A 13,148-nucleotide genomic window follows, 5' to 3' on the forward strand; every position below is an offset into this window, starting at 1 on the left:
TCATAAGTTTCTTTTGACTAAATCATGCCAAGTTACACTGCTTTGCCAAATCAATTTCTGTATAATGCGTTAACTTAACGTATAAGGAATCTCTCATGCATTTGGCGGCATTGCATACTCCGAGCCAGATTCAATTGAATAAAGATGGGCATTTAAAACACTTTTTAACCATCGAAGGTCTTTCCAAAGAAACCCTCACCCAAATTCTGGACACAGCACAGTCCTTTTTCAATGAACAAAACCAACTGATCACCAATAATTTGCTCGAAGGGCGCACGGTGATGAATTTGTTCTTCGAAAACTCTACTCGTACCCGCACCACATTTGAAGCCGCAGCCAAGCGTCTTTCTGCCAATGTACTCAATATTGATATTGCCCGTTCAAGTACCTCTAAAGGTGAAACTTTGCGTGACACTTTGTGGAACTTAGAGGCGATGGCTGCTGACATTTTTGTGGTGCGTCATTCATCTTCAGGTGCAGCACATTTTATTGCTAAAACGGTTTGCCCAAAGGTTGCCATTATTAATGCGGGTGATGGCCGTCATGCACATCCAACGCAAGCGATGTTGGATATGCTGACCATTCGCCGTGAAACCCAACGACCTTATGAAGAATTAAGTGTTGCGATTATTGGTGATATCAAACATTCACGCGTGGCGCGTTCCGATGTGGCTGCCTTGCAAACACTGGGCTGTAAAGACATTCGCGTGATTGCACCGAACACCTTGTTGCCCTACGGTTTTGATGAATATGGCGCAGGCGTGCGTTTATTTAACAAAATGGAAGAAGGCATTAAAGATTGCGACGTGATTATCACCCTGCGTATTCAAAATGAACGTATTGATTCGCCAGCACTTGCCTCACAAGCCGAATTCTACAAAATGTACGGTTTAAACAAAGAGCGTTTGGCGCTTGCAAAACCAAACTGTATTGTGATGCATCCTGGTCCAATGAACCGTGGTGTCGAAATTGATTCAAGCATTGCCGATGGGCCTCAATCGGTGATTTTAAATCAAGTAACCAACGGTATTGCGGTACGTATGGCGGTATTGGCCTTGGCGATGCAAGGTCAATTGCAAGAACAAGGTTTGATTGACGCGATTGCGGTATAAGGAAAAAGTCATGGCGATTGTAAAAATTGAAAATGTACGTGTGCTTGACCCAATCCAGCAAATTGACCGCGTACAAACGGTATATCTTGAAAATGGCAAGTTGGTTGCAGAAAGTGCAGATATTAGCGAAAGCATAGATGCCCAAGGTCAATGGCTCATGCCAACTATGGTCGATTTATGCGCACGTTTACGTGAACCTGGTCAGCAACAACATGGCACGCTCAAATCTGAAGGCAAGGCCGCACGTGAAAACGGAATTCTGCACTTATTTACGCCACCCGATTCTAAACCAATCGTGCAAGACAACGGTGCACTCATTCATGGTTTGGTCGAAAAAGCCATGTTGGATGGTGGCATTTATTTAGAAGTGATTGGTGCACAAACTCAAGGTTTAAACGGCAAGCAGCCTGCCAATATGGCGGGACTGAAAAAAGGCGGCTGTAGTGCAGTGTCCAATGCCAATGCACCTTTTGAAGATGATGATGTCGTGATTCGCACACTGGAATATGCTGCAGGTTTGGACATGACCGTGGTGTTCTATGCCGAAGAACCGCAAATTGCTAAAGATGGCTGTGTGCATGAAGGTTTTATTGCATCGCGTCAGGGCTTGCCTATGATTCCAACTTTGGCAGAAACCGTAGCGATTGCCAAATATTTGCTGATGATTGAAGCCACAGGTGTACGTGCGCATTTTGGCTTATTGTCTTGTGGTGCATCAGTTGAATTGATTCAACAAGCTAAAGCCAAAGGTTTGCCTGTCACTTGCGATGTGGCGATGCATCAACTGCATTTAACCGATCAAATTATTGATGGTTTTAACTCGTTAGCGCATGTACGTCCGCCACTGCGCTCAGAGCAAGACAAAGCATTACTGCGTCAAGGTGTAAAAGATGGTGTGATTGATGCGATTTGTACTCATCATGAGCCGTTAAATAGCTCTGCAAAAATGGCACCATTTGCAGATACTTTGTCAGGTTTTACTGCATTTGATACTTATATTCCATTTGGGATTCAACTGATTCAGGAAGGTCTGTTCAGTCCATTGGAATGGGTAGAAAAAGTGACACTTGCACCTGCGCGTGTGGCAAAAATGCAAAGTCGTTGGGAACAGGAAGCGGGTTGGGTCTTGGTTGATCCAGAAGTGGAATGGACACTGAACAAAGAAACGATTGTGTCACAAGGCAAAAATACGCCTTTGATTAATCAAGTTGTAAAAGGCAAAGCAGTACGCGTCTTTACTGCTTAATATGCTCTGATTGATATTTGATTTTCAAGTTTAAATAAGAGTCAGCTTCGGCTGGCTTTTTTATTGAATTTTAACAATCCCCAAATAGAAAATCGAAGAAGAGACCCTACATTCCGTTGACTCAAATTTCACAACAAAATCAAAACACCACAATTTATTACATTTGTTTAAATTTTAAGCATATACACTAAAAAACAACTTGAAAACAAAGACAAAAAAGAGGGCATATATATGCAAACAGATTTTATAGACTTGCTCAAACAAAGTGTGTCATCCATTGTATTGGAAGGGGAAACCCAGCATTTGCTTGAAAAAAATCAGGCATTAAATAGTTTTTATCCCATTTTATTGTCTATTTTAAATTCACGACCTGAACTGATTGACAATCTGCTGCGACAACTGAATCCACGTGTGGGCGATGTATTTGGTTCAAATCTATCTTTAAAACAGCAGTTTTTAGATTTGGTCAGCGGCACAGCACCGCAAACCGAAATTGAAAACACCCTGAATCGTTCAATTGCACCAAGTTTAAACTTTTTGGAAAATCAGGCAGGTTCATCTGACCCAGTTGCCATTCAGCATTTACTGCAAAACAATTTAGATTCAATTCAGGCGGCTTTACCGCAGTGGGCAACAGCATTATTGGCTGCTTTGGGGGTAAATAATGCTGCGGGCCAAACCGTACATCAAGCACCTGAAGTCATTGTGACTGAGCCCGTAGAAGAACGCCGTTCGTGGTTATTGCCAATTTTAGCTTTAATTATTTTAATTGGTTTATTGGCATTTTTATTCCGTGCATGTAGTGACCGCAACCAAGCGCCTGCAACCACACAGACCCAAGTGGCAGCGAATCAGGCTGCAATGTTGCAAGTCAGTACAGGCAGTGATGGTAATTTGGTGACCTGTCAAATTTTGCTGAATAATCCAAGCTATATGGAAATTCTGCAGAATGAAGTGAAGCAAATTTTCAATCATCCAACAGGTTGTGGTGCAGAAAATTTTGCCAACTATCATTCGGAATTTATTGATCAGGACGTGATTCCAAGCGTTTTAAAAATGCTGAAAGGTGTACCGAATGTCAATTTAAACTGGGTGGGTAATCAACTGTCTATTCAAGCCGCGAACCCTGCCGATGCAGAGCGTTTAGCCAGTCAAATTCGTCCATTGGCTAAAAACATGACTGTAGTGACTCAGCAACCTGCAGAAACTACAGTAACCGATGTGAATCAGGCTGTAACCAGCAGTATTAGCAATGCCGAGCAGGCTTTGGCTGCAATTAATCCTGACAATATTCAAGCTTTGGATATTGCGACGGCACTCAATATGCAAATCATTAATTTTGATTCTGCATCGACTGAAATTCCAGCAGCCAATAAGTCTATTTTAGATCAGACTGCGGTATTGATGCAGCGCGCGCCACAAGTGCAATTAACCGTGAAAGGGCATACCGATGCCGTAGGTGATGCCAATGCCAACAAAACTTTGTCACAACAACGTGCGCAAGCAGTGGTCGATTATTTAGTATCACGTGGTGTAAATCCGGGTCAATTGCAAGCCATTGGTTTTGGTTCAGAGCAGCCGATTGCGGCAAATGCAACGCCAGAAGGTCAATTTAAAAACCGCCGTATTGAGTTTGAAGTCTTGAATGTAGATACAGGCACGGTGCGTAGTGTGGAAGATGCTGGCGTGGTAGAGCAAAAGGCGCCTCAATCTTAAAATAGGTCTATTTTCTTGTAAGCCTTCACTTTGCAAAGTGAAGGCTTTTTTATTGTGGATCAATCCCGAAGTATTGTGCAAATATCGAAATTGAAAGTAATTTTTGGATGCTCTTTGGTTTGAGGAATAGTTTTATAAATTAGTGATTTGTTGAGTAGATTGAATAAGTTGAGTTGGAAAGTATGAAAGTCAAAACAAACCCTCTCCCTTGTATTAGGTTTTAAAGCAGTGCATCAAAACTTGCAAAGGAGGGGGGGAGTTAACTTGAGATAAATTCATCAAGCTGCGACTTTTTGTAAGGCAACACCTGTGACTTTTTGAATTTCATCAAAACTGACATCGGGTGCAAGTTCAATCAACTTTACGCCTTGTGGAGTAATATCAAGCACGCCTAAGTCGGTAATGATACGATGCACCACCGCTTTACCTGTGAGTGGCAAACTGCACTGCGATACAATTTTAGGCGTACCATCTTTGGCACAATGTTCCATCAGCACTACAACTTTTTGTACGCCTGCAACCAAATCCATTGCACCGCCCATACCTTTAACTTTCTTGCCGGGAATCATCCAGTTGGCAAGATCGCCTTGTTCAGAAACTTCCATTGCCCCTAAAATAGCGATATTGACATGCCCGCCACGAATCATGGCAAAGGAATCTGCGCTAGAGAAAAAAGCCGCACCTTTACGCGCTGTCACAGTTTGTTTACCTGCATTGATCAGGTCGGCATCTACAGTTTCGGCAGTTGGGAACTCACCAATGCCAAGCAAGCCATTTTCGGACTGTAACCAGACATTGATATGTTCAGGAATATAATTGGCGACCAGTGTGGGTAAGCCAATGCCTAAATTGACATAAAAACCATCTTCTAATTCTTGTGCAGCGCGCTGCGCCATTTGATTACGCGTCCAAGCCATGTCTTAAGCCTCCGCCTTTAAAGTCATTTGTTCAATCCGTTTTTCTGGGCTTGCATTGAGGACAATGCGGTTCACATAAATACCAGCTAAGTGGATTTCGTCGGGGTCTAAATCGCCAATTTCAACGATTTGTTCAACTTCGGCAATGGTGATTTTGCCTGCCATAGCACAAACAGGATTAAAGTTTTGTGCTGTTTTACGGAAAATAAGATTACCCGCTTTATCTGCTTTGTAGGCTTTGACCAAAGCGACATCTGCAGTCAAAGATTCTTCTAAAATATAATCTTTGCCGTTAAATTCACGGACTTCTTTGCCTTCTGCAATGACAGTGCCTACACCTGTTGGGGTGAAAAATGCAGGAATACCCGCACCGCCTGCGCGTAATTTTTCTGCCAGTGTGCCTTGCGGGGTAAGTTCAACTTCCAGTTCACCGCTTAAAAACTGGCGTTCAAATTCTTTATTTTCGCCGACATAAGATGAAATCATTTTTTTAATTTGTTTGGTTTCAAGCAATAAGCCTAAACCAAAACCATCGACCCCTGCGTTGTTGGAAATACAAGTCAGCTGTTTCACACCTGTATCTTTTAACGCAGCAATCAAGGCTTCAGGAATACCGCATAAACCAAAACCACCCACCGCCAAGGTATGCCCATCTTGAACCACGCCATTTAATGCAGCTTGTGCGCTGTCATATACTTTATTGGACATTTGTCACCTCTTTATTCTCTGCACGGCATTCACTTGCCATGTTGTGTTGTTGCCATCCTTATTGCTTATGTTCCAATGCTATTGAGGATGAAATGGGTTTTAAGCACAAACCTTTTGCCAGTAGGCATTGGCATAGTGAGATGGATTATCACGCTGTAAGATATTGCTGATGTTGCGACTGGCTTGCATCAGCGGCTCTAACCGCACACCTGTTTCAAAACCCATCTTGGACAGTAAATAGTACAAGTCTTCGGTAGACACATTGCCCGATGCACCTTTGGCATACGGACAGCCACCCAAACCAGCAATGGATGAATCAAATACACGAATGCCTTGTAAGAGCGATTGATAAATATTGGCAATCGCCATGCCGTAAGTATTGTGAAAATGACCTGCTAAAACTTTGGCATCGACCTCTGCCAAACATGCATCCCAGACTTTTTGCACACGGTCAGGGGTTGCTGTACCAATGGTTTCACCCAAAGACACTTCATAGCAGCCCATGTCCAATAATTGCTGTGTGACTTTTGCGACTTGTTTCGGGTCAATTGCGCCTTCATAAGGACAGTCCACCATACAAGATACATAACCACGCACGCGAATGTTGTGCGCTTTGGCTTGACGCATGACATCGCTAAATTTTTCCAAACTTTCTTCAATTGAACAGTTGATATTTTTTCGGGTAAAGCTTTCAGAAGCGGCGGTAAACACGGCAACTTCTTTGCAACCCACCGCCAAAGCCGACTCAAAACCTTTTGAGTTTGGGGTCAGTAAACTGAATTGAATGTTTGGGTTTTGTGGCAGGCTGGCAAACAGCACATCGCTGTCTGCCATTTGCGGTACCCATTTGGCCGATACGCAAGAACCGACCTCAATGCTGCTTAAACCTGTTTGCATTAAATCCAAAATCAGGTTTTTACGGTCTGCCAAAGTGAGTGGCGTTTTCTCATTTTGCAGACCATCTCGTGGGCCAACCTCTACAATTTTGACAAATTCAGTCATGCAACTTCCTCCGTCAAGGCTTCAAATTCAACCAGTTCATCGCCTGCTTTGACCTGATCGCCCGCTTGGAAGTACGAACTTGCCACAATGCCATCGAAAGGCGCACGAATTGAATATTCAATTTTCATGGCTTCCAGTGTCATCAGTACATCATCTTTTTTCACACGGGCATTGGCTGCCACCAAAACTTGGGTGATTACACCCGGCATTGGTGCAGTCAGATTGTTGGCATTGTCTTGTTGATCATCGCTGTTAAAGTTTGCTTGTACATAGCTAAACACATGACGCTGACCGTTTTGGAACAGGGTGATGCCTTGCGCATGTTGGTTAAATGCTATTTTTTGTTGCTGACCATTGATACAAACCTGTAGACGATGTGCATCCAAAAGCTCGCCTTGAACGCTCAGCGTTTGCCCATTGTAGTGAGCCTCAAAACCAGAAGTGCATGGTTTTAACTGGATTTTGAGTGTTTGGTCATTGCACTGTAATTGCACTGTGTGGGCGCTTTGCTGATTTAAGCGCCAGAAGTGGTCTTTTTGCCAAACCGCGTTGTTTGCCGCTTTGTTGTTTTGAATACGAGAAAGTACATCAATTAACGCAGCTGCAACGACAGTTTCTGTAGCGACTTCAGGTTTTGCGTTAAGTAAAAATGCTTCCTCACGTTGAATAAGCCCTGTATCCAAATTGGCATGTTTAAAGGAATCACACAGCACCAAACGATCCAAGAATGCAATGTTGTTGCCTAAACCATCGACGTGGAACTGACCTAAAGCATGGTGCATTTGCGTTAATGCTGCTTCACGGTTTTTACCCCAAACAATCAGTTTGGCAATCATTGGGTCGTAGTAGGTGCTGATTTCATCACCTTCGACAATCCCGCTATCGACACGTACGGCATCATTTTGCTCTGGATAATGCAGATAGCTGATTTGACCAATGGCAGGAATAAAGCCTTTTTCTGGTTCTTCGGCATACACACGCGCTTCAAGGGCATGACCATGAATTTGCAATTCATGTTGCTGTTTTGGCAATGGCTCACCAAAAGCAACTCGCAATTGCCACTCAACCAAGTCTTGCCCTGTAATCATTTCTGTGACGGGGTGTTCGACCTGCAAGCGGGTATTCATTTCCATGAAATAAGCAGTACCGTCTTGCTCGACAATAAACTCTACCGTACCTGCGCCCACGTAATTTACAGCACGTGCGGCATCAATTGCGGCTTGGCGCATAGTTTCGAGTTTATCTTCTGGCATTTTTGGTGCAGGTGCTTCTTCAAGCACTTTTTGGTGGCGACGTTGTACCGAGCAATCACGTTCAAACAAATGCACGTAGTTGCCGTGAGTATCGCCAAAAACCTGTACTTCAATATGACGTGGTTGAATCACATAGCGTTCAATCAGCACATCTTCATTACCAAAGCTAGAACGTGCTTCACTTTTACATGAAGCGAGTGAGCTGAGAAAGTCTTCACTGCGTTCTACTAAACGCATGCCTTTACCGCCACCGCCTGCACTGGCTTTAATGAGCACAGGATAACCAATGCTGTCGGCTTGTTGCTTTAAAAATGCCGCATCTTGATTGCTGCCGTGGTAGCCCGGAGTTAGTGGCACACCTGCTTTTTCCATCAAGGCTTTAGAGGTTGCTTTTAGACCCATCGCCAAAATGGCTTCAACTGGCGGGCCAATAAAAACAATATTGTTGTCTTTACAGGCAAGTGCGAATTGGTCATTTTCAGATAAGAAACCATAACCCGGGTGAATCGCTTGTGCACCTGTGCTTTTGGCTGCCTGAATAATACGTTCAACTTGCAAATAACTTTGTGCCGCAGGTGATTCACCAATATAAATGGCTTCGTCTGCCAGTTTAACGTGTTGCGATTGCGCATCGGCATCTGAATACACCGCGACAGTCGCAATCCCAAGTTTTTTTGCGGTACGAATTACACGGCAGGCAATTTCACCACGGTTAGCAATTAAAATCTTTTCAAACATCGTGCGATCCTTCTTTTATTCTGCTGTGGTCTTGATCCAAGCCGGGCTTTGTTTATTTAAAAAAGCATTTAAGCCATTTTTCGCCTCAGTTCCTTGGCGAACATGCGCAATATGCTGTGCAGTTTGTTGGAGTAAATCTTCGGTCAAAACTTGATGATTGACCATCTGAATCAGTTGTTTAGAAGCATGTTGTGCTTCTGGGCCACCAAGCAATAAGGCTTGCACAATTTCATCAATTTTGTTGTCTAAGTCTTCGGCTGAAGTGACTTCATGTGCCAAACCAATCTGCTGTGCTTGTTCTGCAGAAATACGTTCTGCGGTTAAAAAGTAACGAGATGCCTGACGTGCGCCAATTGCACGAATGACATAAGGGCTAATGGTAGATGGTGCTAAACCTAAACGTACTTCAGAGGTCGCAAACTTGGCATCGGTGCTGGCAACGCAAATATCACAGGCAGCTGCCAAACCCATACCACCACCAAAGGCAATACCATGCACACGGGCAATAGTCGGTTGTTTTAACGTCGCTAAACTTTGCAGCATTTTTGCCAGTTTTAGGGCATCGGCTTGATTTTCTGCTGTAGAAGCTTGACCTGCCTGTTTCATCCAGTTCAAATCTGCACCTGCAGAAAAGCTTTTGCCGCGTCCTGCCAAAATCACCACTCGAATATCATCACGGCTATTCAGTGCCTGAAAGCAGGCGTGTAATTCTTCAATTACCTCTGTATTGAAAGCGTTATGCAATTCCGCACGATTAATCCAAACCGTAGCCACTTGGTTGTTCTGTTCGAGCTGTAAAAACTGATAATCCATTTTGTCACCTCTTACATGCGGAACACGCCAAATTTGGTCGGTTGGATGGGTGCATTGAGGGCAGCGGCTAAACTTAATGCCAAAACTTCACGCGACTGTGCTGGATCAATCACACCATCATCCCATAAGCGTGCAGACGCATAATATGGATGACCCTGACGTTCGTATTGTTCACGAATTGGCTGTTTGAACTGATCTTCTTCTTCTGCAGACCAGCTACCACCTTTGGCTTCAATCTGATCACGCTTTAAGGTAGACAATACGCTCGATGCTTGTTCGCCACCCATCACTGAAATACGTGAGTTTGGCCATGTCCACATAAAACGTGGTGAATAAGCACGACCACACATCCCGTAGTTACCTGCACCAAAAGAACCGCCAATCACCAAAGTCAGTTTAGGCACATTGGCTGTGGCAACCGCCATCACCAGTTTGGCACCATTTTTGGCAATGCCTTCATTTTCATATTGGCGTCCAACCATGAAGCCTGTGATATTTTGAATAAATAACAGGGGAATGTTGCGTTGGGTGCATAGTTCAATAAAGTGTGCGCCTTTTTGTGCCGACTCGGAAAATAAAATACCGTTGTTGGCAATAATCCCGACAGGCATACCATATAGTTTGGCAAAACCTGTAATTAATGTGGTGCCAAAGCGCGCTTTAAATTCATCAAAACGTGAACCATCGACAATACGGGCAATCACTTCACGTACATCAAACGGTTTACGCGCGTCAGTCGGAACAATGCCATACAGTTCAGAGGCATCGAATAATGGTGCTTCTATATGCTCAGGCTGCGGGTTTGGCTTTTTATTTAAATTGGCAACGATGTTGCGGGCAATTGCCAAGGCATGTTCATCATTTTCTGCCAAATGATCGGCTACACCTGAAAGGCGAGTGTGTACATCGCCACCACCCAAGTCTTCGCTGCTAACCACTTCACCTGTTGCGGCTTTAACCAGCGGTGGGCCGCCCAAGAAAATTGTCCCCTGATTACGCACAATGATGGTTTCATCTGACATGGCAGGGACATACGCACCGCCTGCGGTACAACTTCCCATCACAACGGCAATTTGGGCAATGCCCATGCTCGACATACGCGCTTGGTTATAGAAAATGCGTCCGAAATGATCACGGTCTGGAAAGACTTCATCTTGTAGCGGCAAATATGCACCGCCAGAATCGACCAAATAAATACAAGTCAGGTGATTCTGTTCGGCAATTTCCTGTGCGCGTAAATGCTTTTTCACAGTCAGTGGATAGTACGTTCCACCTTTTACTGTGGCATCGTTGGCAATGATCATGCAGGTCACGCCATTCACTTGACCGACACCCGCCACTACACCCGCAGCAGGGACATCATCCTGATAGACCTGATAAGCGGCCAACTGACCAATTTCAATAAATGCAGTACCCGGATCGATCAGGTGGTCAATCCGTTCACGTGGCAGTAATTTGCCACGGTCTAAATGTTTTTGGCGTGCAGTTTCGCCACCACCCAAAGCAATTTTTTGGACTTTTTCTCTGAGGTCATCGACTAGGCTTTGCATCGCAGCTTGGTTGTTTTTAAACTCGTCGCTGCGAATATTAATTTTGCTCTGTAATTGATTCATGCCAACATCCTTGTCTATTCTTGTGATTTATTTTTAGGCAGTTTCGTTAAACAATTCACGGCCAATCAACATACGGCGAATTTCTGAAGTACCCGCACCAATTTCATAGAGTTTGGCATCACGCCATAAACGTCCTGCAGAGAACTCATTGATATAGCCATTACCGCCCAAGGTTTGAATGGTTTCACCTGCCATCCATGTGGCTTTTTCGGCAGCGTATAAAATGGCACTGGCTGCATCTTTACGTAAACTACGGCTGTGTTCAGCTTTGTCACATTCTGCGCCAACGGCATAGACCAGTGCTTTACATGCCAACCAAGTCGAATACATATCGGCAATTTTGCCTTGCATAAGCTGGAATTCACCCAATGCCTGACCAAACTGTTTACGCTCATGAATATAAGGAATCACGGTATCCATGCAGGCATCCATAATGCCTAGCGGCCCTGCACTTAAAACTGCACGTTCATAGTCCAGTCCACTCATTAGTACTTTTGTACCATTGCCCACACCGCCCAAGACGTTTTCTTTTGGTACTTCAACATTGTCAAAGAACAATGGATAGGTATTTGAGCCGCGCATCCCGAGTTTGTCTAAATGGCTGCCGTGGCTAAAACCTGACATGGTTTTTTCAATTAAGAAAGCAGTCATACCTTTGGCGCCTGCCTGTAAGTCAGTTTTGGCATACACCACCAAAACATCGGCATCACCGCCATTGGTAATCCACATTTTTGAGCCGTTGAGCAAGTAATGATCGCCTTTATCTTCAGCTTTCAGTTTCATGCTAACCACGTCTGAGCCTGCATTTGGTTCAGACATTGCCAAAGCGCCGACGTAATCGCCTGAAATCAGTTTTGGTAAATAGCGTTGCTTCTGTTCTTCTGTCCCATTTCGCTTAATTTGGTTCACACATAGGTTAGAATGAGCACCGTAAGACAAACCAATGGATGCTGATGCACGAGAAATTTCTTGCATGGCAATGATGTGAGCTAAATAGCCTAAGTTAGTGCCGCCGTATTCTTCACTCACGGTTAAGCCAAGTAAGCCCATATCGCCAAATTTTTTCCAAAGCTGGGCAGGGAATTCGTTATCACGATCAACCTGTTGAGCAATGGGTGCAATTTCCTTTGCACAAAAAGCAGCGATTGAATCGCGCAGGGCGATTAAGGTTTCATCTAAGCCGAAGTCTAAGCTTTGTAAAATCATGTGTTCATCCATCCTGTGGTTATATTTGTTGTTCCTAAAACAAGCATTGTTGTTGTGCTTAGGTTCTAACATACATCGAAAATTTAAAAAAGTGAACTAAAATTCACAAAATGATTTACAATTCATTTTATCTGGTTGAGAATAAGATATGAGTTATAAAAGATCATCATTGATGCAGGAACGTATGGAACAAAATCGCATGGCGATTTTAGATTCTGCTCGTGAACTTATTGCTCATGGGGGCTTTAAAGAAGCGTCTATCCAAGCCATTGCAGAACGCGCAGGCGTATCTACAGGTTTGGTGTATCGCTACTTTGAAAATAAAAGTCAGATTTTGATTGAAGTTTTATCGGATGCGATTCGTCGTGAGGTCGAAATTTTGGACCACATTGCGAAGTCAGATTTAAGTGCAAAACAAAAATTGCAAAAATCTGTCACCACTTTTGTGAAGCGTGCGATGAACAGCCCTCAATTGGCGTATTCGTTAATGTTCGAGCCTGTAGACCCAGAAATGGAACATGAGCGTTTTCGCAGTAAACAACTGATCAAACAGAGCATCAAGGAAATTTTGGCTGAAGGAAAAGTCAATGGTGAGTTTGATTTTGAAGATTTGAACACTGCTGCTTTAGGTGTGGTTGGCTCCATGACCTTTGTAGTGATTGAACCTTTAAACCCGTCTCGCAATGTGATGTTTGATCAAAATTATAAAGATTACTTTGTCAAACAAATTGCCGACTTTTGTGTAAATGCAGTGCGAAAACAGCAGGGAGGGTAGTAAAAACAACGCACAAAACAGGCAAAAAGTAATCGTCGTCATAATGGAA

At 43.7% G+C, this 13,148-nt stretch carries 11 protein-coding genes; 4 read left to right on the plus strand and 7 right to left on the minus strand.

Features of this window, described 5'->3' with window-relative positions:
* Nucleotides 1–95: 95 nt before the first annotated feature.
* The 3 genes from J4G44_RS07360 (at nt 96) to J4G44_RS07370 (ending at nt 4,074) form a co-directional block, all read left to right on the plus strand.
* A complete protein-coding gene (locus tag J4G44_RS07360; protein ID WP_004971550.1) occupies nt 96–1,112 on the plus strand; it encodes an aspartate carbamoyltransferase catalytic subunit in 1,017 nt (338 codons plus the stop codon).
* A 10-nt stretch (nt 1,113–1,122) separates the two neighbouring features.
* Nucleotides 1,123–2,358 carry a dihydroorotase gene (locus J4G44_RS07365; RefSeq protein ID WP_004971548.1) on the plus strand — a complete coding sequence of 412 codons (1,236 nt, stop codon included), beginning with the start codon at nt 1,123–1,125 and terminating at the stop codon, nt 2,356–2,358.
* A gap of 231 nt (nt 2,359–2,589) precedes the next feature.
* The gene (locus tag J4G44_RS07370; RefSeq protein ID WP_207973547.1) at nt 2,590–4,074 is read left to right on the plus strand and encodes an OmpA family protein; all 1,485 of its coding nucleotides are present in this window, start codon (nt 2,590–2,592) and stop codon (nt 4,072–4,074) included.
* Between the two features lie 278 nt (nt 4,075–4,352).
* On the opposite strand, the gene J4G44_RS07375 is transcribed toward J4G44_RS07370, so the two are convergent.
* The 7 genes from J4G44_RS07375 to J4G44_RS07405 form a co-directional block, all read right to left on the minus strand.
* Nucleotides 4,353–4,991, minus strand: coding sequence for a CoA transferase subunit B (locus J4G44_RS07375; protein WP_004971544.1), 639 nt, complete (start codon nt 4,989–4,991; stop codon nt 4,353–4,355).
* Between the two features lie 3 nt (nt 4,992–4,994).
* Nucleotides 4,995–5,699 carry a CoA transferase subunit A gene (locus J4G44_RS07380; protein WP_004971542.1) on the minus strand — a complete coding sequence of 235 codons (705 nt, stop codon included), beginning with the start codon at nt 5,697–5,699 and terminating at the stop codon, nt 4,995–4,997.
* A gap of 99 nt (nt 5,700–5,798) precedes the next feature.
* Nucleotides 5,799–6,701, minus strand: a complete 903-nt coding sequence (locus J4G44_RS07385) for a hydroxymethylglutaryl-CoA lyase (RefSeq protein WP_096901054.1) — start codon at nt 6,699–6,701, stop codon at nt 5,799–5,801.
* Nucleotides 6,698–8,692 (minus strand): acetyl/propionyl/methylcrotonyl-CoA carboxylase subunit alpha, encoded by a 1,995-nt coding sequence (locus tag J4G44_RS07390; RefSeq protein WP_167845930.1) that lies wholly within the window; start codon nt 8,690–8,692, stop codon nt 6,698–6,700. Before J4G44_RS07390 ends, J4G44_RS07385 begins: the two co-directional genes overlap by 4 nt.
* A gap of 15 nt (nt 8,693–8,707) precedes the next feature.
* Complete coding sequence (locus J4G44_RS07395) at nt 8,708–9,505, minus strand: enoyl-CoA hydratase/isomerase family protein (protein ID WP_180061955.1); 798 nt, start codon at nt 9,503–9,505, stop codon at nt 8,708–8,710.
* An 11-nt stretch (nt 9,506–9,516) separates the two neighbouring features.
* A complete protein-coding gene (locus J4G44_RS07400; protein WP_131261348.1) occupies nt 9,517–11,118 on the minus strand; it encodes a carboxyl transferase domain-containing protein in 1,602 nt (533 codons plus the stop codon).
* Between the two features lie 33 nt (nt 11,119–11,151).
* Nucleotides 11,152–12,324, minus strand: a complete 1,173-nt coding sequence (locus tag J4G44_RS07405) for an isovaleryl-CoA dehydrogenase (protein WP_004971528.1) — start codon at nt 12,322–12,324, stop codon at nt 11,152–11,154.
* 148 nt (nt 12,325–12,472) lie between these two features.
* Between J4G44_RS07405 and J4G44_RS07410 the strand changes: the two genes are divergently transcribed.
* A complete protein-coding gene (locus J4G44_RS07410; protein ID WP_004971526.1) occupies nt 12,473–13,099 on the plus strand; it encodes a TetR/AcrR family transcriptional regulator in 627 nt (208 codons plus the stop codon).
* Nucleotides 13,100–13,148 lie beyond the last annotated feature (49 nt).

It is taken from the genome of Acinetobacter towneri, assembly GCF_017498585.1.
In the GTDB taxonomy this organism is placed as follows: domain Bacteria; phylum Pseudomonadota; class Gammaproteobacteria; order Pseudomonadales; family Moraxellaceae; genus Acinetobacter; species Acinetobacter towneri.